This window comes from Hoeflea sp. AS16, from assembly GCF_038900095.1.
Taxonomy (GTDB): Bacteria; Pseudomonadota; Alphaproteobacteria; order Rhizobiales; family Rhizobiaceae; genus Hoeflea.
Genome location: NZ_JBBMQQ010000001.1, coordinates 385,728 through 411,491 on the forward strand (window position 1 = coordinate 385,728; position 25,764 = coordinate 411,491).

Annotated in this window: 28 protein-coding genes; 20 read left to right on the top strand and 8 right to left on the bottom strand. The window is 60.8% G+C overall.

Going from position 1 to position 25,764, the window contains the following annotated elements:
• Positions 1 to 3 precede the first annotated feature (3 nt).
• From urtC to urtE, 3 genes are read left to right on the top strand one after another with little or no spacing between them, the layout of a single operon-like run.
• On the top strand, positions 4 to 1,176 hold the full coding sequence (gene urtC / locus WNY80_RS01785) for an urea ABC transporter permease subunit UrtC (protein WP_342885622.1): 1,173 nt from the start codon (positions 4 to 6) through the stop codon (positions 1,174 to 1,176).
• Positions 1,173 to 1,913 (top strand): urea ABC transporter ATP-binding protein UrtD, encoded by a 741-nt coding sequence (gene urtD, locus WNY80_RS01790; protein WP_342885623.1) that lies wholly within the window; start codon positions 1,173 to 1,175, stop codon positions 1,911 to 1,913. Before urtC ends, urtD begins: the two co-directional genes overlap by 4 nt.
• A 2-nt stretch (positions 1,914 to 1,915) precedes the next feature.
• Positions 1,916 to 2,611 (top strand): urea ABC transporter ATP-binding subunit UrtE, encoded by a 696-nt coding sequence (gene urtE, locus WNY80_RS01795; RefSeq protein ID WP_342885624.1) that lies wholly within the window; start codon positions 1,916 to 1,918, stop codon positions 2,609 to 2,611.
• A 313-nt stretch (positions 2,612 to 2,924) separates the two neighbouring features.
• On the opposite strand, the gene WNY80_RS01800 is transcribed toward urtE, so the two are convergent.
• Positions 2,925 to 4,019 (bottom strand): YeeE/YedE family protein, encoded by a 1,095-nt coding sequence (locus tag WNY80_RS01800; RefSeq protein WP_342885625.1) that lies wholly within the window; start codon positions 4,017 to 4,019, stop codon positions 2,925 to 2,927.
• 105 nt (positions 4,020 to 4,124) lie between these two features.
• On the opposite strand from WNY80_RS01800, the gene WNY80_RS01805 reads away from it, so the two are divergent.
• The 3 genes from WNY80_RS01805 (at position 4,125) to WNY80_RS01815 (ending at position 7,034) form a co-directional block, all read left to right on the top strand.
• Positions 4,125 to 5,051 (top strand): MBL fold metallo-hydrolase, encoded by a 927-nt coding sequence (locus tag WNY80_RS01805; protein WP_342885626.1) that lies wholly within the window; start codon positions 4,125 to 4,127, stop codon positions 5,049 to 5,051.
• Positions 5,052 to 5,304: 253 nt separating this feature from the next.
• A complete protein-coding gene (locus WNY80_RS01810; protein WP_342885627.1) occupies positions 5,305 to 6,315 on the top strand; it encodes a YHYH protein in 1,011 nt (336 codons plus the stop codon).
• Positions 6,312 to 7,034 (top strand): PEBP family protein, encoded by a 723-nt coding sequence (locus WNY80_RS01815; RefSeq protein ID WP_342885628.1) that lies wholly within the window; start codon positions 6,312 to 6,314, stop codon positions 7,032 to 7,034. The genes WNY80_RS01810 and WNY80_RS01815 overlap by 4 nt, the downstream gene beginning before the upstream one ends.
• 63 nt (positions 7,035 to 7,097) lie before the next feature.
• Here WNY80_RS01815 and WNY80_RS01820 read toward each other — a convergent pair whose 3' ends face one another.
• The 3 genes from WNY80_RS01820 to WNY80_RS01830 form a co-directional block, all read right to left on the bottom strand.
• Complete coding sequence (locus WNY80_RS01820) at positions 7,098 to 8,189, bottom strand: YeeE/YedE family protein (RefSeq protein WP_342885629.1); 1,092 nt, start codon at positions 8,187 to 8,189, stop codon at positions 7,098 to 7,100.
• A 94-nt stretch (positions 8,190 to 8,283) separates the two neighbouring features.
• Complete coding sequence (locus WNY80_RS01825; protein ID WP_342885630.1) at positions 8,284 to 8,631, bottom strand: metalloregulator ArsR/SmtB family transcription factor; 348 nt, start codon at positions 8,629 to 8,631, stop codon at positions 8,284 to 8,286.
• Positions 8,631 to 8,981, bottom strand: coding sequence for a transcriptional regulator (locus WNY80_RS01830; protein WP_342885631.1), 351 nt, complete (start codon positions 8,979 to 8,981; stop codon positions 8,631 to 8,633). Before WNY80_RS01830 ends, WNY80_RS01825 begins: the two co-directional genes overlap by 1 nt.
• Before the next feature lie 231 nt (positions 8,982 to 9,212).
• Here WNY80_RS01830 and WNY80_RS01835 point away from each other — a divergent pair, with 231 nt between their 5' ends.
• The 14 genes from WNY80_RS01835 to modC all read left to right on the top strand — a co-directional run bounded on the left by WNY80_RS01835 (position 9,213) and on the right by modC (position 22,094).
• Positions 9,213 to 9,947, top strand: a complete 735-nt coding sequence (locus tag WNY80_RS01835; protein WP_342885632.1) for a cytochrome c biogenesis protein CcdA — start codon at positions 9,213 to 9,215, stop codon at positions 9,945 to 9,947.
• Between the two features lie 10 nt (positions 9,948 to 9,957).
• Positions 9,958 to 10,545, top strand: a complete 588-nt coding sequence (locus WNY80_RS01840; RefSeq protein ID WP_342885633.1) for a thioredoxin family protein — start codon at positions 9,958 to 9,960, stop codon at positions 10,543 to 10,545.
• A 137-nt stretch (positions 10,546 to 10,682) separates the two neighbouring features.
• Positions 10,683 to 11,135 carry a sulfur oxidation c-type cytochrome SoxX gene (gene soxX / locus WNY80_RS01845; protein WP_342885634.1) on the top strand — a complete coding sequence of 151 codons (453 nt, stop codon included), beginning with the start codon at positions 10,683 to 10,685 and terminating at the stop codon, positions 11,133 to 11,135.
• A gap of 25 nt (positions 11,136 to 11,160) precedes the next feature.
• A complete protein-coding gene (gene soxY, locus WNY80_RS01850; RefSeq protein ID WP_342885635.1) occupies positions 11,161 to 11,616 on the top strand; it encodes a thiosulfate oxidation carrier protein SoxY in 456 nt (151 codons plus the stop codon).
• A 21-nt stretch (positions 11,617 to 11,637) separates the two neighbouring features.
• Positions 11,638 to 11,961, top strand: coding sequence for a thiosulfate oxidation carrier complex protein SoxZ (soxZ, locus tag WNY80_RS01855; protein WP_342885636.1), 324 nt, complete (start codon positions 11,638 to 11,640; stop codon positions 11,959 to 11,961).
• A 67-nt stretch (positions 11,962 to 12,028) separates the two neighbouring features.
• The gene (soxA, locus tag WNY80_RS01860; RefSeq protein WP_342885637.1) at positions 12,029 to 12,877 is read left to right on the top strand and encodes a sulfur oxidation c-type cytochrome SoxA; all 849 of its coding nucleotides are present in this window, start codon (positions 12,029 to 12,031) and stop codon (positions 12,875 to 12,877) included.
• Positions 12,878 to 13,102: 225 nt separating this feature from the next.
• Positions 13,103 to 14,803 (top strand): thiosulfohydrolase SoxB, encoded by a 1,701-nt coding sequence (soxB, locus tag WNY80_RS01865; protein WP_342885638.1) that lies wholly within the window; start codon positions 13,103 to 13,105, stop codon positions 14,801 to 14,803.
• A gap of 106 nt (positions 14,804 to 14,909) precedes the next feature.
• Complete coding sequence (gene soxC, locus WNY80_RS01870; RefSeq protein WP_342885639.1) at positions 14,910 to 16,193, top strand: sulfite dehydrogenase; 1,284 nt, start codon at positions 14,910 to 14,912, stop codon at positions 16,191 to 16,193.
• Positions 16,177 to 17,286 carry a c-type cytochrome gene (locus tag WNY80_RS01875; protein WP_342885640.1) on the top strand — a complete coding sequence of 370 codons (1,110 nt, stop codon included), beginning with the start codon at positions 16,177 to 16,179 and terminating at the stop codon, positions 17,284 to 17,286. Before soxC ends, WNY80_RS01875 begins: the two co-directional genes overlap by 17 nt.
• 119 nt (positions 17,287 to 17,405) lie before the next feature.
• Complete coding sequence (locus tag WNY80_RS01880) at positions 17,406 to 18,068, top strand: c-type cytochrome (RefSeq protein WP_342885641.1); 663 nt, start codon at positions 17,406 to 17,408, stop codon at positions 18,066 to 18,068.
• Positions 18,069 to 18,096: 28 nt separating this feature from the next.
• The gene (locus WNY80_RS01885) at positions 18,097 to 19,371 is read left to right on the top strand and encodes an NAD(P)/FAD-dependent oxidoreductase (RefSeq protein ID WP_342885642.1); all 1,275 of its coding nucleotides are present in this window, start codon (positions 18,097 to 18,099) and stop codon (positions 19,369 to 19,371) included.
• Positions 19,372 to 19,526: 155 nt separating this feature from the next.
• Positions 19,527 to 20,318: a molybdate ABC transporter substrate-binding protein gene (modA, locus tag WNY80_RS01890; protein ID WP_342885643.1), complete on the top strand. Its 792-nt coding sequence runs from the start codon at positions 19,527 to 19,529 to the stop codon at positions 20,316 to 20,318.
• Positions 20,311 to 21,009 (top strand): molybdate ABC transporter permease subunit, encoded by a 699-nt coding sequence (gene modB, locus WNY80_RS01895; RefSeq protein ID WP_342885644.1) that lies wholly within the window; start codon positions 20,311 to 20,313, stop codon positions 21,007 to 21,009. The genes modA and modB overlap by 8 nt, the downstream gene beginning before the upstream one ends.
• Positions 21,006 to 22,094, top strand: a complete 1,089-nt coding sequence (gene modC / locus WNY80_RS01900) for a molybdenum ABC transporter ATP-binding protein (protein WP_342885645.1) — start codon at positions 21,006 to 21,008, stop codon at positions 22,092 to 22,094. Before modB ends, modC begins: the two co-directional genes overlap by 4 nt.
• On the opposite strand, the gene WNY80_RS01905 is transcribed toward modC, so the two are convergent.
• From WNY80_RS01905 to phnF, 4 genes are all read right to left on the bottom strand, one after another.
• Positions 22,091 to 22,750, bottom strand: a complete 660-nt coding sequence (locus WNY80_RS01905; RefSeq protein ID WP_342885646.1) for a class I SAM-dependent methyltransferase — start codon at positions 22,748 to 22,750, stop codon at positions 22,091 to 22,093. The genes modC and WNY80_RS01905 overlap by 4 nt on opposite strands.
• On the bottom strand, positions 22,747 to 23,991 hold the full coding sequence (locus WNY80_RS01910) for a DUF3419 family protein (protein WP_342885647.1): 1,245 nt from the start codon (positions 23,989 to 23,991) through the stop codon (positions 22,747 to 22,749). The genes WNY80_RS01905 and WNY80_RS01910 overlap by 4 nt, the downstream gene beginning before the upstream one ends.
• A 37-nt stretch (positions 23,992 to 24,028) precedes the next feature.
• A complete protein-coding gene (locus WNY80_RS01915) occupies positions 24,029 to 24,844 on the bottom strand; it encodes a UDP-2,3-diacylglucosamine diphosphatase (RefSeq protein ID WP_342885648.1) in 816 nt (271 codons plus the stop codon).
• A gap of 102 nt (positions 24,845 to 24,946) precedes the next feature.
• Positions 24,947 to 25,702, bottom strand: coding sequence for a phosphonate metabolism transcriptional regulator PhnF (phnF, locus tag WNY80_RS01920; RefSeq protein WP_342885649.1), 756 nt, complete (start codon positions 25,700 to 25,702; stop codon positions 24,947 to 24,949).
• Positions 25,703 to 25,764 lie beyond the last annotated feature (62 nt).

A 25,764-nucleotide genomic window follows, 5' to 3' on the forward strand; every position in this document is an offset into this window, starting at 1 on the left:
ACCATGCAACGTTCCCTGTTTGCCCGGCAGCCATCGGTGCTGATCTTCATTGCTTTGCTCGCGGTCTTCACCATTGCCATGGTGGTGATGTCGGAAGGATTTGGGCTGGGGCTGGTTTCGACCAGCATGATCAAGATCCTCGGCAAGACGCTGTGCCTGTGTCTGGTCGCCATCGCCATGGATCTGGTCTGGGGCTATTGCGGGATCCTGTCGCTCGGCCACTTCGCCTTCTTCGGGCTCGGCGGCTACATGATCGGCATGTGGCTGATGTATGAACGCACCAAGGACATCGTCATCGCCTCGCTGGCGGGTGGCGAGTTGCCGGCTACCGCAGAGGAGATCCGCGAAGGGATCGGGACGCAGATTTTCGGTGTCGTCGGTGGGTCGGATATCCCCGCTGTCTGGTATTTCGCGGACAGCCTGTTTGCGCAGCTTGCATTTGTGGTGCTGGTTCCGGGGCTGCTGGCGCTGGTGTTCGGCTGGCTGGCGTTCCGCAGCCGCGTGACCGGGGTGTATCTGTCGATCCTGACCCAGGCGATGACGCTGGCGCTGTCTCTCTATCTTTTCCAGAACGACAGCGGCCTGCGCGGCAACAACGGCCTGTCGGGATTGCAGAACATTCCGGGTCTGACAGAGGTGCCGCAATCAGTGGTTTCTGTCTGGTTCTTCCTGGCCTCGGCCTTCGCGCTCGGGCTGGGCTATGTCGTGGCGGCCTGGGTGGTGTCGGGCAAATTCGGCAATGTCATCCGCGCCATCCGCGATGACGAGGCGCGCATCCGCTTCATGGGCTACCCGGTGGAGACCTACAAACTGGTGGTGTTCACGCTGACGGCCGTGATCGCGGCGATTGCCGGGGCGCTCTATTATCCGCAGGCAGGCATCATCAACCCGGCGGAAATCGCGCCGATTGCCTCGATTTATCTTGCCGTCTGGGTGGCGATCGGCGGGCGCGGGCGGCTCTACGGTGCTGTCATAGGTGCGGCCACGGTGTCGCTGTTGTCGTCCTGGTTCACCGGCGGGCAGGCGCCAAGCATTCCGCTCGGGTTCTACACCATCAACTGGGTCGACTGGTGGCAGGTGCTGCTGGGTCTCGGTTTCGTGCTGGTGACGCTGTTCGTGCCCAAGGGTATTGGCGGTGTGTTTGACAGGCTGGTCAGAAAGGATGCTGCATCGTGAGCGCGCTACTGGAAGTGACCTCGATTTCGGTGTCGTTTGACGGCTTCAAGGCGATCAACAACCTGTCCTTCGAGATCGGCGGGCAGGAACTGCGCGCCATCATCGGGCCAAACGGGGCAGGCAAGACCACCTTCATGGATATCGTCACCGGCAAGACCAAGCCGAACGAGGGCCGGGTGCGGTTCGGCGAGCCGCAACTCGATCTGCTCCGGCTGTCGGAAAGCCAGATTGCGCGCGCAGGCGTTGGCCGCAAGTTCCAGCGCCCGACGGTGTTCGAGGCGCAAAGCGTGCGTGACAACCTGATGATGGCGCTGAGCAATGACCGGCTGCCGTTTGCAGTCTTGTGGTATCGTGCGACACCGCAGGACAGCGACCGGGTGCAAGTGCTTGCAGAGGAAATCGGCCTGTCTGGCGAACTGGACCGGACGGCCGGTGAACTCTCGCATGGCCAGAAGCAATGGCTGGAGATCGGCATGCTGCTGGCGCAGGACCCGAAACTGCTGCTGGTGGATGAGCCTGCGGCGGGGATGACGCTGGGGGAACGCGAACACACCACAGATCTGTTGCGCCGGGCGGCTCAAACCCGCGCGGTTGTTGTTGTCGAGCACGACATGGAATTTGTCCGACGGCTCGATTGCAAGGTGACGGTGCTGCACGAAGGCTCGGTGCTGGCGGAAGGGTCACTCGACCATGTCACGGCCAATTCCGACGTCATCGATGTCTATCTGGGGCGCTGAGAATGCTTGATATCGAAAACCTGACCCTGCACTACGGCCAGTCACAGATCCTCAAGGGCATTTCGCTGAAAGCCGATGTCGGGCAGGTGACCTGTGTGATGGGCACCAACGGGGTGGGCAAGACCAGCCTGCTCAAGGCAATCTCCGGGGTGCATCACCGCTCCGGTGGTGACTACAGGCTCGACGGGCAGGAAATCGGCAAGATCCCGGCGCATCAGCTGGCGGCAAGGGGTGTGGGCTATGTTCCTCAGGGACGGGATATTTTTCCGCTGCTGACGGTGACAGAAAATCTCGAAACCGGGTTTGCCTGCCTGCCGCGCTCGGAGCACAAGATCCCGGATCACATCTACGAGCTGTTTCCGGTGCTGAAAGACATGCGCAACCGGCGTGGCGGCGATCTGTCGGGCGGGCAGCAGCAGCAGCTTTCCATTGCACGGGCACTGATCACACGGCCGAAATTACTGTTGCTGGACGAGCCGACCGAAGGCATCCAGCCCAACATCATCCAGCAGATCGGGCGGGTGATCGCGCTGCTGCGCGACGAGGGCAAGATGGCGATCGTGCTGGTCGAGCAGTATTTCGAATTTGCCTATGGGCTGGCCGACCGGTTCTGCGTGATCGAGCGCGGCGAAGTGAAGATGGCGGGTGACCGCGAAAGCCTGAGCAAGGACGTCTTGCGCGAGGCGGTTTCGGTATGATGGTCGGGCGACCCTGGCTGTTTGACCTCACATGCCCAGGATTTGGGCGATTGCCGCAAATTTCGACCCGGCATGCATGCTGCAAAAGCAATCCCTTCAAGGGAGGGCCGGGAAATCGCATTAAAACCAGCGCCGGGCAGGTTCGTTTGAACTGGCACGGTTCCTGCTTTGTTAAAACCAGATCCAGAGGGGATCAATAAAAGACGCTCGCTAAGAGCGCTTGAATTAGGGCCGTCAGGCAGGATTACGCAAACCCGCATATCGGGAGTGCGCCTGTCTGGCGGCCTTTTTTGTTTTCTGCAGAAAGGCTGTGTCAGGATTGTCCGGCGACGCCCAGAACATCGCGTGCCTTGCGCGCGGGCAACTTGCGGTCAACCACCCAGTCGGTCGTTGCCGCGGCGATCCAGATGGCAAACAGGGTGACCCAGGCGGTGAGCGCGAAGATGCTGGCGCCGGTGACACCAGCACCGACGGCGCAACCGCCCGCCAGCATGCCGCCGAACCCCATCAGGGCAGCGCCAGCGAGATAGCGGCGCATCGAGTCGCCCCCTTCAAAGCCCTGAAGTTCGAGTTCGCCGGTGGCGAGGGCTGCAAGAAATGCGCCGATGAAGACGCCGGGAACCAGGCCGACATCGAAATCGATCATCGAACCGGGCTGCGACAAAAACAGCATCAGCGTGTTGGCGGATGGTCCGGTGAAGCTCAGCGCTTCGAGCTGCACCGGCTCGAATGCGATTGCGGTCATTGATTTCGTGAACCACCAGGCCAGCGGAATGCAGGCGCCGACGGCAAAGGCGGCAATGGTCTTCCAGAGCCCGATCTTGCGCCATAGCGCCAGCGACAGGCTGGCGGCGAGGCCGATGAGGACCAGTGTGAGGGCGGTTTTCTCGGAGACACCGGAGAGTGTCAGCAGGTCGTTGGATCCGATAGAGAGAGTTGTCAGCGGGGCTGCCAGCGCATCGCGCACCGGCGAGAGAAAGCCGTGCAGGCTTGCTTGTGCGACCACGGCGAAGACAAGACCCGAGAGCAGGGCGCGCAGGTTTCCGGTGGCCGAGAGCACCAGAAGCCGGGAGGAGCAGCCGCGCGCCAGCACCATGCCGGTGCCGAACAGCAGACCGCCGATGGCCGCGCCAGAGAGACTTTGCGGCGAGGCCAGCTGGCGGGCTTCGGTGGCGGTGAACAAGTCGAATGCCGAGAGCAGCATGGTTCCGGCGATGGCTGTGGAGAACACAATCAGCCAGATCGCCATCTTGCCACCGACCCGGCCGCGGGAAAATTCGATTGCCGCTGCGCGCAGGCAGAACCGGCTTTGCTGGGCGAAGGCGCCAAACAGCGCGCCAATGATGGCACCGCCGATCAACAGCGCGCCCTTGTCACCAAACCTGTCGGCAAGCCATTCAAGTTCCATTATGCTGCCCTCTTCAAAGGCAAATTGCCTGATTTGCGAGAACAAGCATTGACCTGCGTCAAGACAAAGGCAAATATTCATATAAATCTATATGGGAGAGACATCATGGCATCGCTTGATCTGACGCGACGGACCCTCATGCAAACGGGAGTGGCTGCTGCGGCGACCGCACTGCTGCCGGTGGGCTTGCGGCCGGCCAATGCCTTCGCAATCGGCGACGCGGTGCTGACCAGCATCAGCGACGGCAATCTGGTGCTGCCGCTGAGTTTCTCCTATCCGGATGCGCCGCAGGACGAACTCCTGGCGCTGTTGCAAGCAAACGGACTGCCGACCGATACACTGATGCCCGATTGCAATGTGCCGATCCTCAAATCCGGCGACCGGCTGATCATGTTCGATGTCGGCTCCGGCTCCAACTTCATGCCGTCTGCAGGCAGGCTGCTCGACAACATGGCCGAGGCAGGGTTCGATCCGGCCGATGTCACCGATGTTGTCTTTACCCATGGTCACCCGGACCATCTATGGGGCCTGATCGATGACTTCGACGAGATCGTCTATCCCAATGCCAGCTTTCACATGGGCCGCACCGAATGGGAATTCTGGCGCGATCCGGGCACGATCGACACGATGCCGGAAGAACGCAAGACCTTTGCAGTGGGTGCGCAGAACCGGCTGTCTTATCTCGAGGACATGATCAACCTGTTCGAGCCCGGCGCCGAGGTGCTGCCAGGTGTCGAGGCGGTGGACACATCGGGACACACACCCGGGCACATGTCCTTCATGCTGCATGGCGGGACTGATCCGATGCTGGTCGCCGGTGACGCGATCTCCCATTTCGCCGTGTCCTTCGCACACCCGTCATGGCCTAGTGGCTCGGACCAGGATCCGGAGATGGGGATTGCTACCCGCGTCAAGCTGCTTGACCGGCTGGCAACCGACAAGGCTTCGCTCGCCGCCTATCACCTGCCCAAGCCGGGTGAGGGCAGGGTCGAGCGGGACGGGATGGCTTACCGGTTTGTGGCGGAGGGGTAAGCGAGCAAGTCTGGTTTGATCCCGGTTTTTTCAGGCGCGGTTCTGCAATCGGCAAGTGATTGATTTTGCATGTTCATGGAGACCGTTGTCGAGGGGTGCTGAACGGTGGCTGCCCCGTCGGTTACATTACCAAAATGTAAGCGTGAAATCCCAAACCGTAACTTGAAATTCTGCGGTTGCACATGTCAATGAACGTGACAAGATCCAAGGCAATCAAGCTGGCGGATCTCGTCGTTTTCAAAGGAAGTACCGCATGATTTTGCCGAAGGCAGAGCCGCGATCAGTTGCGGCCAAAACCGCCGCACTTTTTGCCTTGCTGGTTGCACTCTATCCGAATTTGGCAAGTGCCCATGGCGAAGAAAATCATTGCAAAGCGGTAAAGGCATCTGTTGCCGATGCCGGGTTTTCCGATGTCGTCAAGGTGACATGCGAGGACGGCAAGGCGGTGATCACGTCAAACACCTATCCTTCCCATACGTTGATGACCGGCATTGTCGGCACAAACGAGCAGGTGCCGGTGCCTGCCAAGGACTACGCTGCGCCCATTCCCCTCACACCCGTACTGGGAAGCACGCCCCAGACTCGTGACGCGGCGTTGGGTGTCGCGGTCAACGGTGTTCCCATTTATGATTACACTGGCGGCGGCGAAATGACCTTGGAGGATTTGAAGCATCACCAGGCGCAGCACGACACATTGCAGACCAAGCAGCTGGACGTTTGTGGTGGGCATGCCGGGCGAGGTGACGATTATCATTATCACGTCAAGCCAAGCTGCATGATCGAGCAGATGAAAAATGCCGGCGATGCTGCCATTATCGGTTGGGCTTTTGACGGGTTTCCCATCTATGGCGACAACAATCCTGACGGCACGCCAATCGCAATTGGCGAACTTGATGTCTGCAATGGCAAGACAGATGACACTTTCATTTACCGGTATCACACCTCGGCCCAGGCACCTTACATCATTCAATGCCTGATGGGTGAGGTTGCCGACATGGACAAGCTGCCGAGGGTTTCCCCGCTAAAACCGGCAGGTGGCTGGTTCAGCTGGTTCGGAAAATCGGCGGGTGTGCCGCCGCGAGGCGGTGTCGAAAACCTCACATTCACGCAAGACGGCAATGGCCGGCGCAGCATGGACTACACCTACAAGGGCGAGGCCTACTACATGCGCTACACGCCGACACGGACACCTGATTGCTATGCTTTCGAGACTCGCACCATCACCGATGGCGGCTCTGTCGAAACAGGAGAATATTGCCGATGAATCGTACCATGAAATTGTCGGCAATCGCACTTGCCGCGGCAGCACTTCTTTCCGGATGCAACGACAAGCCGAAAAGTAACGGCGTGGTTTTGAATGAGCGCGTGATCGAGGGGGAGGGCGGCACCAAGGTCATCGGCGAAATCTGGGTCGACAACTGGTTCAGCCTCGCCGTCAATGGTGAGCCGTTGATTGAAGACAGCGTGGCCTACAACACCGAACGATCATTCAACGCCGAACGTGTCACCTTTGCCGCCACCTTGCCGATGACACTCGCGTTTCAAGTCCGGGATTTCAAGGAGAACGACACCGGCCTTGAATATATCGGGACGGATCGTCAACAGATGGGCGATGGCGGCATGATTGCCCAGTTTCGTGACGTGGCAACAGGCAAGACAATTGGCGTCACCGACAAAGCCATGCGTTGCCTTGTCGTGCACCGGGCACCTCTGGACCGGGCCTGCGCTGGCGAAAAGAACCCAGTTGCGGGCGAGGGGCTGTGTAACTTCAGCGTAACAACGGTCGCGGAAAACTGGACTGCACCTGGTTTTGACGACAGCAATTGGCCCGCAGCTGTCGAGCACAGTGTGCGAGACGTCAGTCCGAAAGACGGTTACGACGAGATCAACTGGGATCAGTCAGCCAAGCTGGTGTGGAGCGAAGACCTGGTGCAGGACAACACATTGCTTTGCCGCATGACAATTTCCGAACAAGCGAAATAAACGCCGAGCCGGTGGCTGCGGGTGTATGGCAAGCTGACATTGGAGCTCAGTGTTCCAGTACACTCACCCCTTCGTATCCGTTGCCCGCCAGTCGGCGATGAAGCTGAAGGGGGTGCCTTCCATCAGCATGCCCAGTCCCATGCGGGCACCGGCGGCGATGGAGATCATCACGATTGGGGCGGAAATGGCCATGACGGAAAAGGCGCTGACGCCCTGGCCGATGGTGCAGCCGAGCGCGAAGACACCGCCGGTTCCCATCAGGAAGGCGCCGAGCAGGTGGCGGGAGAGTTCGCGGGCATCGTCACAGGCTTCCCAGCGCATGTCGTCGGAACGGAAGGCGGAAACGGCGGCGCCGAGGAAGACGCCAACCACCAGGCCGACACCGTAGTCAGGTAGTTCACCGGTCACGGTGATGATCTGCATGATGGTTTCTCCGACCGGCATGACGAAGGATCCGGCCTCGATCTGAACCGGGAAGTAGGCATGGGCGGCGAAGTTGCTGGTGATCACCCAACCTGCTGCGATGCACAGGCCGATGACGATGCCGGCCAGCGCGCGGGTATGGTCGGCGCGGAAATGGGCCGATTTGAAAACCCACCAGAGACCGGCGGCTCCGATTGCCAGGCCCAGCGGCAGGGTGATGTCGAAACCGGTTGCGCGTGACAGCAAAGTTCCCGCGGATTGTCCGCCAAGGCCGGTCAGGTCCAGCGAGAGCGGATCAAGCAGGGCTGCGCGAAAATGCGCAGTGACGCCGCGCTGGGCGGCAAGGGCTGCAAGGCCGAGACCGGTAAGAACCACCAGCGCGCGCAGATTGCCGCCGCCCAGCCGCACCAGCGCGCCAAAGCCGCAGGTGCCGACGAGCGCCATGCCGACGCCGAACATCAGCCCGCCGACAATGGCGCCGGCCAACGGCAGAGGTTCGGTGATGTAAAAGGACTTCTCGATGCTGACGAGCCCCGCGGCACTGAGCAATTGGGTGGCGATGAGGGCGGTGAAGGCGGCCAGTGCCCAGGCCCGCAAGGGCCGGTCGTCGCCGGCATACCAATGACGCTCCAGCGCAGCCATGGTGCAGAAATGGCTTTTGCGAGCGGCAAAACCGATTATCGAGCCGACCAGGCAGCCCGACAGCGCCAGCACCCATCCCGAATCCATCATGATGCTCATTTCCTCCCGTTGGCCGGGTTTAAGCCCGGTCTTGTTACCTTGAACCTACGGCCAGGCTCAAACCAATGCAAGCAATGCGGGAAGCTCAGCTTGCCCGGTCCGGCGGTTCGCACAGCAGTTCATAAAGCGAGCTCACCACGGCCGAAACTTCCGGGCTGGTGATCGAATAATGTATCATGCGGCCTTCGCGGCGGGCGCTGACCAGATGGTCGTAGCGCAGCCGGGCAAGCTGCTGGGACACCGCAGCCTGTGGCAGCGCCAGCAACTCCTCGAGTTCGGAGACGGATTTTTCGCTTTCCGACAGCAGCCACAGAATCAGCAGCCGGGTTTCATGCGACAACGCCTTGAGAACGTCGCTTGCCTTGCGGGCCTGTCCTGCAAGGAGGGAGATGTCCTGCCCATTGAAATTATGGCCTTGCGACGTGTCGGTCATTACTGGTCCAGCTTCGACAGCATCTCGTCTACAATCGCCCAGAAGAACTGATCGCCAGGATAGCCGCGCAACCTTGCGATCTCGCGGCCGTCGTCAACCAGCACGAAGGTTGGCGTGAACCGCTCGACCGGAATTTCGGCCAGGTCGGCAGGGATGTCATCGTGAATGTTGACCCGGCGCAGCGGCGCGCGCTTGCCCTGTTCGGTTTTTGGCCAGGCCGGCGCGATTTCCTCGTTGAACCGCATGCACCAGGCGCAGCCGGGTTGCTCGAACATCACCATTTCCGCAGCCATGACGGGGGCTGAAAGGCACATGACGAGGGCCAGTGCGGCAGCGTAAATTGAAGTCATGACGCCGGTCCGTTCGTTAAAAATAGTGATTGCAATATATATATTATTTTGCATATCTTGCAATCGCATTCCTGTTGATTGCGGCTGGGGAGAGGCTTGGCGCAATACCATGGGGGCGGGCCTGTTTTGTGCAATTGACACGGTGTGAACAAAACCGGCATCCGCAAACAGATTGATGAGGGTGGTCTTGCCGGTCTGATTCGACAGGCGGCGCCGCGAGGGAGGACGGAAATGATTGATGTCGGGTATGGGGCCGCGTTTCTGGCGGGGTTGCTGTCCTTTTTCTCGCCTTGCGTGTTGCCGATCGTTCCGCCCTATCTCGCCTATCTGGCGGGCATGAGCTTCAACGAAGTGAAAAATGCCGATGCGGATGCCGTCGCATCGCGCCGCATTGCGCTTGCATCGATTGCCTTTGTGCTGGGCTTCAGCACGGTCTTCATTTCGCTGGGCGCGACCGCAAGCCTGATCGGCCAGTCGGTCGCCCGGTATTTTGACGTTCTGGCGATTGTTGCCGGAGTGCTGATCCTTTTGATGGGGCTGCATTTCCTCGGGGTGTTCCGGTTTGCGCTGCTTTACCGCGAGGCGCGGGTGCAGGTTGAGCGCAAGCCCGCCGGGATGGTCGGCGCCTATGTCATGGGGCTGGCTTTCGCCTTCGGCTGGACGCCTTGCGTGGGGCCGATCCTGGCCGCGATCCTGTTCATGGCGGCTGCCAAGGAGAGCGCCGGGCAGGGCGCGGTGCTGCTGGGGCTTTATGCTCTGGGGATCGGCATACCCTTTGTCGTCGCCGGGTTCTTTGCGAGCCGTTTCATCCGGTTTTCGACCCGAATCAAGAAACATATGGCTGTTATCGAAAAAGTCATGGGCCTACTTCTGGTGATCACCGGCATCCTGTTCATGACGGGGCAGATGTCACGGATCGCGCAATGGCTGCTTGAGATGTTTCCCGCATTCGCTACGATCGGTTAGGAGAAGATTCATGATCAGACGCGCGTTTTTTGCCTTTGCCGCCCTTGCGGCCCTGTCGGTTCAAGCCTGGTCGTCGGAGATCGGCGAGGATGGCCTGCACAAGCAGGACTGGTTTGCACTGACCTTCCGTGACATTGCCGAGGACATCGAAACGGCAAGGGACGAGGGCAAGCGGCTGGTGATGATTTTCGAGCAACGCGGCTGCATCTACTGCGCCAAGATGCACGAGGACCTGCTGTCAGATCCGGAAGTCTCGGATTTCATCAAGGCCAACTTCAAGGTCGTTCAATACAACATGTTTGGCGATGAGGAGGTCACCGACCTCGATGGCGAGGTGCTGACCGAGAAGACGGCTGCGCGCAAATGGGGCTATGTTTTCACGCCGACGCTGGTGTTTATGCCGGAGGAGGTGCCGGAAGGAAAGACCGCGGCCGAGGCAGCCGTGGCGACCATGCCCGGTGCCTTCGGCAAGTGGACATTCCTCAACATGTTCCAATGGGTAGCCGAAAAAGGCTACGAAAGTGACGAGCATTTTCAGAAGTATCATGCCCGGTTTATTAACGAGTTGCGGGCACAGGGTAGGCTTGACGCGGAGTAAGTCCCGCAAGTCATACATTCAAGAAATCATATTTTTGCATTGATTGTGCGCCAAAGTATGGGTATCTTGGAATCGGAGCGGAACCGGATTTTTTTGTCCGGTCAATCGGAGGAGGGAGCGCCAAAATGACAAGGCGAATGAAATTGACACTGGGGGCGATAGCGGCGGTTGCGCTGTCGACTGCAGCAATTGCGAGCGAAGTTTCGCCTGAAGCGGTGGAATTCACCGATGACGGTGTTGTTGTATCTCTGACCGGAGCGGCTGGTGATCCTGCCGCCGGGGCGGAAACATTCAAGAGCCGCAAGCTGGGCAATTGTCTGGCGTGTCACGCCAATACCGATATGTCTACGGAGCTTTTCCATGGCAATGTGGGGCCTTCCCTGGATGGTGTGGCCTCGCGCTGGGACGAGCCACAGCTCAGGGCGATCGTGGTCAACTCTAAGCAGGTCTTCACCGACGAGACGATCATGCCGGGTTTTTACTCGCTGGAAGTCGGACAGCATGTAGCGGAAAAGAACGTCGGCAAAACGATCCTGACTGCCCAGCAGGTTGAGGACGTTGTCGCCTATCTCGGTACACTCAAGGAATAATCTGGAGCAAGGGAGCTCGAAGCCAATGCAACTAACAAGACGGAATGTCTTAGGACTGACGGCGGGTGCGGCTGCATTCGCGGTCGCCGGTGCCCGGGTTACCCCGGCCCTGGCCTCTGCGGAAGACGCGGAGAAGATGATCATGGAATTCACCGGCGGTGTCACGCCGGGCGAAGGCAAGGTCTCGCTGAACACCCCCGAGATCGCCGAGAACGGCAACACCGTGCCGGTCTCGGTCAGTGTCGAGAGCGCCATGGAAGGCGACGATCTGGTGGAATCGGTTATCATCTTTGCGGATGGAAACCCGAGCCCGGCAGTTGCCACTTTCCATTTCACCGAAATGAGCGGTGAAGCGCTGGCAACGACCCGTATCCGCCTTGCCAAGACCCAGAACGTCATCGCGGTTGCGAAGATGAAAGACGGCTCGGTCTTCATGGACAAGAAGCAGGTCAAGGTAACCATCGGCGGCTGCGGCGGCTGAGGCAGGACAGGATTTACGAAAATGGCATCAAAACCACGCATCAAGGTGCCCAAGTCGGCTTCGGCCGGTGAGGTGATCACCATCAAGACGCTGATCAGCCACGAAATGGAATCTGGCCAGCGCAAGGACAAGGATGGCAACCCCATCCCCCGCAAGATCATCAACAAGTTCACCTGCACCTTCGAAGGTGAGACGGTGTTCGAGTGCGATCTGGATCCGGCGATTTCCGCCAATCCCTATTTCGAGTTCAACGCCAAGGTGCCGGCCAGCGGAACATTTGTGTTCACCTGGCTCGATGACGACGGATCGGTCTACGAGGCCGAGGCGCCGATCGAAGTCAAGTAACTTTGGGAGGGGAACCCGAGCGGGGGAGGTTCCCGCATCGGGAGTTCCCGGGAGGACGGAGAACGTTATGAAAAGACTTTTGATTGCCGGCGTCGTTCTGGCAGCCGCATTTGCCGGGTCCGGTCCGGTATTGGCCGACCCGGTCGATGACACGCTCGAAATCGACGGCATGCCGATTGTAACCCGCACCAAGGCGCCCGAGGGTCACCCCTTCGACGAGGTGTATTCGGGCTGGCTGTTCCGTGAAGCGGAAACCCGCGACGTGGAACGCGATACGATCGAAAACCCGGGCATGATCGCTGTCGAAGACGGCGAAGTGCTGTGGAACACGGTTGAAGGCACGGAAGGCAAGTCCTGCGCGACCTGCCATGGTGATGCCGCGGAAAGCATGAAGGGCGTCGGAGCGCATTTCCCGAAATGGGATGCGGATTCGAAAAAGCCGATCAATGTCGAGCTGCAGATCAACAAGTGCCGCACCGAGCAGATGGGGGCGGAAGCGCTTCCCTTCAACAAGAACGGGCAGCGTGAGTTGACTGCCTATATCAAGCATCAGTCGCTGGGTATGCCGGTGGAGCTTGATCTGTCCCAGGGCGACATGCAGTCGTGGTGGGAAAAGGGCAAGGAAGTCTACTACACCCGTACGGGCCAGTTGAACCTTGCCTGCGCCAGCTGCCACGAAGTGGCAATGGGCAAGATGATCCGTGCCGACCATCTCAGCCAGGGCCAGGTCAACGGTTTCCCGACCTATCGCCTGAAGAGTGGCCTGACATCGCTGCATCAGCGTTTCCGCGGCTGTATCCGTGATACCCGGGCAGAACAGCCCAAGGCATTCTCGGACGAGCTGATGGCGCTTGAAACCTACGTGACATGGCGCGGTACCGGCCTTTCGGTCGAAACCCCGTCGGTTCGCCAGTAGGCTTGAATTTGCCGGAGGCGTCTCGGCGCCTCCGGTTCCAGACCAAGCGCGTCTTGCATGACCCGCATTGCCAGCCGCTGCTGGAGCACTACGCGATCACCGTTCTTCAGCTCGATGTGACTTGAAGAGTATTGCGTTAACGGATTGAAATAAAAAGAAAATACGGATTCCGGCTGTTGCTGGAGCGAATACGTTTGTCCGTTTTTCACCCGAATGGAGAATGGGATGCATACCAGGCGAGATTTTCTGCAATATGCTCTGAATGCCGGTTTTGTGCTTGGTGCTGCCGGATTGGGCGCAAATCCGACACGTGCGCTGGCGCAGCAAAAGCTGACGCAGGATGATCTGCTCAAGTTCGATTCCAAGGGGCAGGTGACGCTGCTGCATTTCACCGATTGCCACGCCCAGCTCAAGCCGGTCTATTTCCGTCCGCCGGACACCAATATCGGGGTTGGAGCCTATTCGGGCGTGCCGCCGCACCTGGTTGCACAGGAGTTTCTCGATTATTTCAATATCGAGAAGGGCAGTCCCTACGCCTATGCCCACACGATGGTCGATTATGTCGATCTGGCCCGTACCTACGGCAAGCTTGGCGGCCTCGACCGCACGGCAACGCTGGTCAAGGCGATCCGTGCGGATCGTGGCGATGACAAGGTCCTGTTCCTCGATGGCGGCGACACCTGGCAGGGGTCTTACACCTCGCTAAAGACCAATGGCATGGACATGGTCGAGTGCATGAAGCTGCTCAAGCCCGATGCAATGACCGGACACTGGGAGTTCACCTTCGGCGAAGAGCGTTTCCTCGAACTGATCGAGGCCATGGGCTATCCGTTCCTGGCGTCGAACATTTTTGACGCGGAATGGGATGAACCGGCGTTTGAGCCGACCGCCTATTTCGAGCGTGGCGGCGTCAAGGTGGCGGTTATCGGCCAGGCGATGCCCTATACGCCGATTGCAAACCCCAGCTGGATGTTCCCGAAATGGTCGTTCGGCATTCGCCCGGAAGTGCTGCAGGCCAATGTTGATGCTGCGCGCGCCGAAGGTGCCGAGGTGGTGGTGATGCTGTCGCACAACGGCTTCGATGTTGACCGCAAGATTGCCTCGACGGTCAGCGGACTGGATGTGATCGTCACCGGCCACACCCATGATGCAACGCCCTTTGCGCTCGAGGTTGACGGTACGCTGCTGATGTCCTCGGGCTCGCACGGCAAATATCTCGGCCGCATCGATCTGGACGTGAAGGATGGCAAGGTCACGGGCTACAGCTCCAACCTGATCCCGGTGTTCTCGGACATCATCACGCCCGATCCGGAGATGGCAGCCAAGATCGACGAGGTGCGTGCGCCCTATGAGGCCGAAACGCAGCGCGTCATCGGCCGCACGGACAGCCTGCTTTACCGGCGCGGCAATTTCAACGGAACCTGGGATGACCTGATCTGTCAGGGCATCATGGAAGAACGCGATACCCAGATCGCGCTGTCTCCCGGGTTCCGCTGGGGCACGACACTGCTTCCGGGCTCGGACATCACCATTGACGATCTCTATACCGAAACCTCGATGAGCTACCCGTCGGTCTACCGGCTGGAGTTCACCGGAGCGCAGCTCAAGGACATCATGGAAGATGTCTGCGACAACCTGTTCAACAAGGATCCGTTCCTCCAGCAGGGCGGCGACATGGTTCGGGTTGGCGGCTTCAGCTACGCCTGCACGCCGGAGGCCGACATGGGGAGCCGGATTTCGGAGATGCGGCTGACCGGCAGCGGCGAACCGATCGAGGCCGACAAGACCTACATTGTCGGCGGCTGGGCGTCCGTGAACGAAGGTGTCGAAGGCCCGGCGGTCTACGACCTGATGGAAGACTACATCACCAAGAAATCGGTGGTTTCGCTGGATCCGGCGGCTGCGGCCGTCCGGGTCATCCAGTGACGCTGATCTGAACCGAAGACCATTGAACTGAAGCGGGCTTCCAGGCCGCGGCGATGAAGACGGAGACAACAATGCAGATGCTGGACAAGCGCAACGGGAGGATCTCATGGTAGATATTACCGACCCGAAACCGACGAAGCAGGCAGCGTCACGGCGCAATTTTCTCAAGGCCGGGCTTCTGGGTGGAGCCGCGGCAGCAGCAAGCGCCGGCGTGGCGCGGGCAGCGGGCGATCCGCTGATCACCGAGATCCAGGACTGGAATCGCTATCTCGGGGAAGGCGTGGACGTTGCGCCCTACGGCAAGCCGTCGGAATTCGAAGCTGATGTGATGCGCCGCAATGTGCCGTGGCTGACGGCGGATCCGGTCTCCTCGATCAATTTCACTCCCTTGCACGAGCTTGACGGCATCATCACGCCCAATGGCCTGTGTTTCGAGCGCCATCATGGCGGTACGGCAACCATCGATCCGGCCGACCACCGGCTGATGATCAACGGCCTGGTCGACACGCCGCTGGTCTTCACCATGGAGGACCTGAAGCGGTTCCCGCGCGAGAACCGGGTGTACTTCCTCGAATGCGCGGCCAATGGCGGCATGGAATGGAAGGGCTCGCAGCTCAACGGCTGCCAGTTCACCCACGGCATGATCCATTGCGTGGTCTATACCGGGGTACCGCTGCGCTATCTGCTGGAAGAGGCAGGGGTGAAGACGAACGGCAAATGGCTGCTGGCCGAAGGTGCCGACGCCTCGGCGATGACGCGCTCGATCCCGATGGAAAAGGCGCTGGACGACTGCCTGGTCGCGTTCAAGATGAACGGCGAGGCGCTGCGCCCCGAGCAGGGGTATCCGCTCAGGCTTTGCGTTCCCGGCTGGGAAGGCAACATGTGGGTCAAGTGGCTGCGCCGGCTGGAAGTGGGCGACGAGCCCTGGGCCCAGCGCGAAGAAACGTCGAAATACACCGATCTTCTCGCCGACGGAAAGGCACGCCGCCACACCTGGGTGATGGATGTGAAATCGGTGATCACCAGCCCGAGCCCGCAGGCACCGGTAACCCATGGCAAGGGGCCATTGGTCATCTCCGGCCTGGCATGGTCAGGCAGCGGCACGATCAAGCGTGTGGATGTGACGATCGATGGCGGGCGGACCTGGCAAACGGCGCGGATCGACGGGCCGAGCCTGCCTAAGGCGCTGCACCGGTTCTATCTCGACATCAATTGGGACGGTTCGGAAATGCTGCTGCAGTCCCGCGCCATCGACGATCAGGGGCTGGTTCAGCCGACCAAGAACGAGTTGCGCGCGGCGCGTGGCGGGAATTCGATCTATCACAACAATGGCATCCAGACATGGCACGTCAACAACGACGGGGTGGTTGAAAATGTTGAAGTTTCCTAAGTCTGCGGCTCTTGCCGTTGTTGCGCTTGCAGCCTTTACCAGCCCGGCGCTGGCCGATGGCGACGCCGATGCCGGCAGCAAGGTGTTCAAGAAGTGCAAGGCCTGCCATGCGGTTGGCGATGGCGCCAAGCACCGGGTTGGTCCCGAGCTCAATGATCTGTTCGGCCGCAATGCCGGCGGTGCGGATGGCTACAAGTACTCCAAGGCGATGATTGAAGCCGGTGAGGGCGGCCTGGTCTGGGATGCGGCATCCCTGACCGAGTATCTGGCCAAGCCAAAGGCCATGATCAAAGGCACCAAGATGGCCTTTGCCGGGCTGAAAAAGGACGACGATATCGCCAATGTGCTGGCCTATCTGAAGACCTTCTCTACAGAAACTGCGGCTGCTCCTGCCGCGGTTGAAGCGGAAGAGAAACCGGTTGAAACCGCCGATGCGGGCACTGCCGCCGAGGCTGAGCCCGCCGCAGAAATGGCTGTCGAGAAAAGCCAGGGCGCGTTCGGACTTGGCCGCAAGGCCATGCCTGATGAAATCGCGGCCTGGGACATCGATGTCCGTCCGGATGGCACCGGCCTGCCCGAAGGCAAGGGAACCGTGGCCCAGGGTGAGCCGATCTACAGTGAGAACTGTGCGGTCTGTCATGGTGATTTCGGCGAGGGCGCGGGACGCTGGCCCGTGCTGGCGGGTGGCCAGGACACGTTGCTGAAAGACCGGCCGGTCAAGACCATCGGCTCGTACTGGCCGTATCTGTCGACGGTGTTTGACTATGTCCGCCGCGCCATGCCCTTCGGCAATGCCCGGTCGCTGTCGGATGACGACGTCTATGCGCTGACCGCCTATCTGATGTATCTTAACGATATCGTGGATGACGAGGAGTTCGAGCTTTCGAAGGACAACTTCACCGAGATGCGGTTGCCGAATGAAGCAAACTTCATTGCCGATGACCGGTTGAGCGAGCCGCATTATGCCAAGGGGCTGGAACCCTGCATGACCGACTGCAAGCCGGGTCCGGTTGAGATCACCGCCCGCGCGCAAGTCATCGACGTAACGCCGGAAGGTGAGGGTGACGAGAATTCCGGAGGCGGAATCGATTGACAACGGGGCGCTGCAAAGCGCCCTTGAGGAGAGGCTAAATGGCCAAGATTGGCAGGCACCACAGGCGCAGCGGGATGTTGCGCCGACTGGTGCCTGCCATTTTTTTTGGACTTTTGATCTTGTCCTGCCATTCCGTCGTGGCCCTGGCGGACGAGGCTGAAGCGCTGTTCAAGCCGTGCGCCACCTGTCACGAGATAGGGGCCGGAGCAAAGCACAAGGTCGGTCCGCATCTCGATGGGCTGTTCGGACGCAAGGCGGGCGGTTTCGAGGATTTCCGCTACTCCGGGAGCATGCGCGCCGCGGGGCAGGCGGGCCTCGTCTGGAATGCCGAAACGCTCGATCGGTATCTCGAGAGGCCGCGCGATTTCATCAGGGGCAACCGGATGTCATTTCGCGGCATGGCTGACGCTGACGACCGTCAGGCGCTGATTTCCTGGCTTGAAACCGCCACCCGGCAAGCCCCGGCCGCAGATCCTGCGGCGGAGGACCTCTCGACATCGGGGCCGGTCAGCGGCTTTGCAGATATCGTGCTGCAGATGGAGGGCGACCCGGAATATGGCGAATATCTGGCCGGCGAATGCGTTACCTGCCACCAGGCCACGGGGCGTGCCGACGGCATTCCCTCGATCGTCGGATTGCCGAAGGACTATTTCGTTAAGGCACTGTTTGAATACCTGAACAATGTGCGCTCGAACGATGTGATGAAATTGCGCGTCGCGAACCTCTCGAACGAGGAAATTGCGGCGCTGGCGGCCTATTTCAGTTCGCTGGATCCGCAATAGACTGAGAACCTGAAACCGGGAGGATACCATGACAGGCCTGACAAGACGCCAATTCGGACTTTTCACCGGGGCGAGTGCTGCAGCGCTCTCGCTTCCGACCTATCTGCGCGCACAGGGCAAGCCGCGTGTTGTCGTCATCGGCGGCGGCGCAGGCGGGGCCACGGCGGCGCGCTACATCGCCAAGGATTCCGACGGCGCCATTGATGTGACGCTGATAGACGATGCCGAGATGTTCACCACCTGCTTCTTCTCCAACCTCTATATCGGTGGATTTCGCAGTTTTGAATCGATCACCCACAGCTATGACACGCTGCAATCGAGCTACGGCATCACCAAGGTGACCGGGCGCGCCAGCAGCGTCGACCGCGCCGCAAAGACGGTGACGATGGCTGACGGATCGTCGATCTCCTATGACCGGCTGGTGGTTTCACCCGGCATCGACCTGATCTGGGATTCGGTCGAAGGCTATTCGGAGGAATTGTCGAAGGCTGCGCCGCATGCGTGGAAGGCCGGAGAGCAGACGAAAATCCTCAAGGCCGGTGTCGACGCCATCGAGAACGGACAGCAGGTGCTGATGGTGGCGCCGCCCAATCCCTACCGCTGCCCGCCCGGTCCCTATGAGCGGGCTTCAATGATGGCGCATATGTTCAAGTCCAGGGGGCTTTCGGACGCAAAGATCATCATCCTCGATCCGAAGCCGAAATTCTCCAAGCAGGGTGTTTTTCAGGAAGGCTGGGAAAAACACTATCCCGGCATGATCGAGTGGTACGGCCCGGATGTGCATGGCGGCATCGAGGGCATCGATGTCAAAGCCGGCACGGTGGAGACCGGGCTCGATACGTTCAAGGGGGCCTTCATGAACGTGATCCCGGCGCAAAAGGCCGGTGCAATCGCCGCGGCCGCCGGGCTGACCGATGACAGCGGTTTCTGCCCGATCGAGGCCGAGAGCATGCGCTCGAGCGTCGATGAGGCGGTTTTCGTCATCGGGGATGCCTGTATTGCGGGCGACATGCCGAAATCCGCTTTCTCCGCCAACAGCCAGGCCAAGGTTGCGGCGATGAATGTTCGTGGCGACCTGATCGGATCGAAAGTGTTCCCGGCGAAATTCGCCAACACCTGCTGGAGCCTGATCGAAGCCGATAACAGCATCAAGGTCGGAGCCCAATATGCGCCGGGCGAGGGCAAGATCGCCTCGACCCAGGGCTTCATCAGCCAGATGGACGAGGAAGATGCGCTGCGCAAGGCCAATTTCGAGGAATCGGTCGGCTGGTATGCGGGCATTACCGCCGACATGTTCGGCTGACCGCGATCCCTCGCGACATGACCGGAAGCGGGCCACCCGCTTCCGGGATCTTGCGGGCACTGAGCGAATGGCTGTGCTTGAGGGCCATAATGCTTGCCAGCCAAGGGGGCGCACTGGTACGTCGGATCAGATGTGAGTGTGCCGGAGCGTATCTGATGTGTGCCTGTTCGCCTGGTCGGCTGTTTCAAGCCGTTGTGCTGGTCTGCCTGTTGCTTGTGCCCGCACAGGCGCGCGCGGAAGGTGTGCTGGTGTTTGCCGCAGCCAGCCTCAAGACCGCACTCGACCAGATTGCCGGGGACTGGCGTGAACAGACCGGCAAGAATGTGACCATCTCCTATGCCGGAAGTTCCAGTCTGGCGCGGCAGATCGCGCAGGGCGCACCTGCCGACATCTTCATCTCCGCGTCGGTCGACTGGATGGACTATCTTCAGACAGCGGACATGATCCGGCCGGAGAGCCGGAAGGACCTGCTTGGCAACCGGTTGGTGCTGATCGCCCATGGCCGGGAACCCGCCGGGGTTGATCTCGGGGGCGATATGGATCTTGCGGAGTTGCTGGAGGACGGGCGCCTGGCCATGGCGATGGTCGATTCCGTGCCGGCAGGGGTTTACGGCAAACAGGCGCTCACCAGCCTGGGGCAGTGGGGCACGGTGTCGGAAAAGGTGGCGCAGACCGACAATGTGCGCGCGGCCTTGGCACTGGTCTCTTCCGGTGAGGCGCCGTTCGGCATTGTCTATGCAAGCGACGCTGTCGCCGATGCCGGGGTCAGCGTGGTTGCTGTCTTTCCTGAAGCGACCCATGCGCCGATCATCTATCCGGCAGCCATTCTCGCCGGTTCTTCCGCGCCCGATGCTGATGATTTCTTCGCCTTTCTGAGCAGCCCGAAAGCGAATGCGGTGTTCAAGACGCAGGGCTTTGCCACCCTTTCCGGGCAGGGCGATGGCTGACTGGCTTACCCCGGATCAGTGGAGCGCGGTTGCGCTGTCGCTCAAGGTGTCTTTCTGGGCGACAGCGCTGAGCCTGCCGCTCGGCGTGGCGGTGGCTTACCTGCTGGCGCGGCATGAGTTCTGGGGCAAGCAGGCGCTCAATGGCCTGGTGCATCTGCCGCTGATCCTGCCGCCGGTTGTCACCGGATACCTGCTGCTGCTGACATTCGGCCGGCGCGGTGCCGTTGGTGAATTTCTTGAACAGAGTTTTGGATTGGTGTTCGCGTTCCGCTGGACCGGGGCTGCACTGGCGGCTGCGGTGATGGCATTTCCGTTGATGGTGCGGGCGATCCGGCTGGCGATTGAAGCGGTCGATCCAAAGCTGGAACAGGCGGCGTCAACGCTAGGAGCCTCGCGCCTCTGGGTGTTTGCCACTGTCACCTTGCCGCTGATCCTGCCGGGCGTGATCGCCGGGGCGATCCTGGCGTTTGCCAAGGCGATGGGCGAGTTTGGCGCCACCATCACCTTCGTCTCCAACATTCCTGGCCAGACACAGACCCTGCCATCGGCGATCTACAGCTTTCTGCAGGTGCCGGGCGGTGATTCCAAGGCCATGCAACTGGTGCTGATCGCGGTTGCGATTGCGCTCGCCGCGCTGTTCCTGTCGGAATGGCTTGGCCGGGCGGTGGCACGAAGGATATCGGGATCATGACGCTTAGAGTCCAAGTGTCGCATTCCTTTGGCGCATTCAAGCTTGATGTCGGTTTCGAAGCGCCGGCCGGGGTCACAGCGCTTTTCGGCCGCTCTGGGTCCGGCAAGACCTCGGTGATCAATGCCGTGGCCGGGCTGATCAGCCCGGATGCGGGCCGCATTCAACTCGACGACACTGTCCTGCTTGACACGAAACGGCGGATTTCGCTGCCGGTGCATCAGCGCCGGCTGGGCTACGTGTTTCAGGAAGGACGGTTGTTCCCGCATCTGAGCGTGCGGCAGAACCTCAATTACGGCCACTGGTTTGCGCCGCGCGGGCCGGCGGCGGAATTTGACCATGTGGTCGGCATGCTCGGTATCGAAGGCTTGCTCGAACGCAGGCCGGGCGGGCTGTCGGGGGGCGAGAAGCAGCGTGTGGCCATCGGCCGGGCCCTGCTGGCAAACCCGCGGCTGTTGTTGATGGATGAGCCGCTGGCGGCGCTCGACGAGGAGCGCAAGGCCGAAATCCTGCCCTATCTCGAACGTCTGCGCGGCGAAACCGACATCCCGGTGCTTTATGTCAGCCATTCGATGGCGGAAGTGGCGCGGCTGGCGACGACGCTGGTGCTGATGGACAACGGACGGGTGATCCGCTCCGGTCCGGCGCATGAAGTGCTGTCCGACCCTGAAAATGTTCCGGCGCTGGGTGTCCGGTCCGCGGGGGCTTCGCTGCAGGCGACCGTATCGGCGCAGGAGGAGGATGGGCTGACACGGCTGGAGGCGTCGGCCGGTCCGCTGTTCCTGCCGCGGGTGGAGGCGCCAATCGGGGCGCGGCTGTCGATCCGCATCCTGGCGCAGGATGTGATCCTGTCGCGAACGCGGCCGGAAGGCCTGTCGGCGCTCAACATTTTGCCCGCGACGGTCACGGCGGTGCGGCTCGGCGAGGGGCCGGGCGCTGTCATTCAGCTCAGGGCCGGGGATGATCTGTTGCTGGCACGGATCACCCGCCGCTCCGCGCACGTGCTGGAGCTTGCGCCGGGGGCTGCCTGTTTTGCGGTGATCAAGTCCGTTGCCGTGGCCCAGTCGGATGTCGGTGGCGCGGCTTAAGCTGACGGCAGGCTAATATGGCCGATCCTTGCGTAATCCCGGTAGAGTGTCGAAAAATGCAGTTCACCGTGAGTGGTCTTGGCAATTGCCGCCATGGCGTCGCCAAGGTTTTCGCGCGGGGTGACATGAAACCGTGCGAGCCAGGTTTTCAGCCCCTTGCCGAACCAGCCGGGCAGGGCAGTCTGCTGGCCGAAATCCACCACATGAAGCTCGCCGCCGGGGACGACGCAGCGGATGGCCTGATGAAGGGCTGCTTCCCAGCCGGGGATCATCGACAGGCTGTAGGAGAAGAACACCCGGTCGAAACGGGTGATGCCGAACAGCTCGGCCGCATCAAACCGGGTCGCGTCACCCTGGGCGAGGCTGACACGCCGATCGAACCGGTTGTTTGAAACCGTCGCTGTCGCCGATTTGAGCATTTCCGCCGAGATGTCGATGCCGAAGAGCCGCGCATCCGGATAGCGCTTTGCCGTCAGCACCAGATTGCGCGCGGTGCCGCAGCCGATTTCGAGCACGGTGCCGCCGGCGGGTGGCCTGAGAGCTGCGATCAGGTCGTTGCGGCCGAGCAGATAGTAGCGCCGGGTCAGATCGTAGATGTGGCGCTGATGCCGGTAGATGCCGTCCATTACCGAGGCGTTGGCGGGAACGGAGCTCATGCGGCGGAGTCGCGCTTCACATGAAGATGGAAGCCGCCATAGATGGCCGAGCGATCACGCGCACCCATTTCACGGCTTTCCTCGGTGCGGTAATCCCATTTGTCGAGAATGCCGTCGGGCACCTGGCCGGGCAGGGGCGAGTGAGCGGCAGCGGTGCGGTAGATGACGCGGGCGCCGGGAGCGGCTGTGCGGGTGATCTCGGCCCACAATTGGGACAGCTGCGGGCCGGTCATCCAGTCCTGCGCATCAAGCAGCACGAATGCATCGACCGAGGCTGAAGGCCGGGCAGCCAGCAGGGTGGTGATACTCTCGTTGATGATGTTCACCCGGCCTGCGTTGCGGCGGATGGTTTCGAAGTTGCGGGCTTGCAGATAGGGCGGGAGACTGGCTGCATCACCGGGCTGATAGCCGCGGCCGAAAGCCTGCCAGGCAAAATAGTTGTCCTTGAGCGGAAAGCCGCAGGCCAGCCGCTCGGTGCGGACCCGCAACGCACCGGTCATGCCATCGGGAGCATCGCCGGCCAGAGCCTCGTACTGTGCCGGCGGAATGCCAAGGCCGAACAGCGAGGCGCGCAAGGATGTGAGTGCCTTGAAGCTGCGGCTGTCAAACACCGGGGCGATGCGGGTTTCGAAGAACTCGCGCTGTTTCTCGATCGTGTCCATGCGCAGCAATTCGCGCGGGTCGACGCCGTAGATCCTGCCCACTACATGGGCTGCGGAAATGAAGCGCCCGAGCAGGCCTGTGGTGTAGAAGCCGCGGGTAAAGCGGCTGATGCGGCGGCGGCCGTTGAATTCCCGTCCGTCCCAATAGGCCCGTGTTTTCTCGTCGAGATGCGGGCGGATGTAGCGCTCGTAGAGTGCGACATTGGTTTTCAGGTTGGCGTGGCGGAACATGTTGGAGAAGGCGGTGTGGCCGGGCAGGTGCGCAGCGGCTGCAAGCTTGAGTTTGCCCAGCGCCACATGCGCCGGCGAGAGATCCACCGCGATGATTTCTGCCGGGTTGGCGGTCAGATAGGACATGACGTTGCAGGAGCCCGAAGCGATGGTGACAAGGGTATCGGTTTGTTTCAGCGCGAGGGCTTCCATGTCGACCAGAGGATCTTCCCAGATCTGTGGATAGACCAGGCCGCGGAACGCAGCCGAGAACACCCGTTCGAGGATGCCGGTCGAGGACATGGCAGTGTTGCGCACGACGGCTCCGTCAATGCGGGCGCCGACGGCGGTGGTTTCGATCATGGTCATGGGGATTACTCCGAAGGAGAGAATGAGGGGCGGGCAATCATGCCGCCTGGTTTTGCTTGCCTGGTACCTGCTTGAGGGTATCGCTCCTGGCGGCCTGTCCGGCTTTTTCCGAGATGCGGCGTGACCAGTCTATGATCTCCATCCGGCCATCAGCATGCTCGACGACGGCGGTGCAGCTTTCCACCCAGTCGCCGGTGTTGATGTAATGGATGCCGCCGCGCATCTCGTTGGCGGCGTGGTGGATGTGGCCGCAGATAACGCCGTCGGCGCCGTGCTTGCGGGCTTCCTCGGCCAGCACTTCCTCGAAATCGGAGATGAAATTGACGGCGCTCTTGACCTTGAGCTTGGCCCAGCGCGAGAACGACCAGTAGCGCAGGCCGAGCAGCTTGCGGGTGCGGTTGTGCCATTTGTTGGTCCACATCGCCATGCCGTAGGCTATGTCGCCGAGATGGGCGAGCCAGCGGTGGTTCATCACCACCATGTCGAATTCGTCGCCGTGGATGACCAGCAGCCGCTTGCCGTCGGCGGTCTCGAAGACATCGCGCTCGCGCACCTCGATGCCGCCGAAATGCACGCCCTGATAATCGCGCAACAACTCGTCATGGTTGCCGGGGACATAGATGATGCGGCTGCCCTTGCGCCCCTTGCGCAGCAGCTTCTGGACCACGTCATTGTGGGATTGCGGCCAGTAGAAGCCCTTTCGTTTCATGCGCCAGCAATCGATGATGTCGCCGACCAGGTAGATCGTCGCCGCATCATGCTGGCGCAGGAAGTCGATCAGGATATCCGCCTGGCAATCGGGTGTGCCGAGGTGGATGTCGGAAAGGAATATCGTCCGGTATTTCTTGGTCACGGGACCCGCCTGAACCTTGAGCAATCGTCTTGCTGGCAGGCTTAAACACGATTCAGTTCTCAGTTTTGTGACGGTAAATGTGACAGGGCCGGGCGGGCAGGGTCAGGCGGTGTCTCCGGATGTGCCGGAGGCCGCATTGTCGATGATCAATTCGACCCGGTCGGCAGCGAAACGGGATTCGCCGTACTGGATCGGAAGGCCTGCGGAATCGACATCGACCGAGCGGGTCAGAAGCACGATGGCGCCGGGTGAGAGAGCCAGCAGTTCGAGGTCCTCGCTGCTGGCGTGGCGGGCTTCGATCGCCGTGGTCCTGCGGGTGTAATCATCGACACCGAGGTTTGCCAGCGAGGCGGTGATAGAGCCGGTCTCTGCGTAAAGCTCGGCGATCGTGCCGAATCGGCTGGCATCAAACCAGGAGTTGGCGGCCGAGACCGGAACCCCGTCGGCAGCGGAAACGGTCGACAGCCGGATCACCGGTGCTCCCGCAGGCAATGACAACGCAGTTGCTACGGCGAGAGGGGCGGGCAAGGTCAGGCTTGCCAGCAATTTGCCGGACCGGGTTTGTGCCTGGCTTTCAAGGCCAGAGGAAAAGCGCGTGCGCTGGCCAATCGGGTAGCGTAGACGCTTGCGGTCATTGAGAAAGGTGCCGCGGCCCTGTTCGGCGCGCAGGATGCCTTCCTTTTCAAGTGCAGCGATGGCGGCGCGGACGGTGTGGCGATTGACGCCGAACCGGGTTGCCAGCTCTGCCTCCGCGGGCAGTCGCTCATTGGGCGCAAGTCCGGTGAGAACCGATTGACGGATCTGATCGGCGACCTGGCGCCAGAGCGCGATCCCGGTGCGTCTTTGCACAGTCTTCAAACCGGTATTCCTTTCGTGATGTCACAGGCTCGTCATATGAGCCGTTTAAGTGTAGCGTAAGT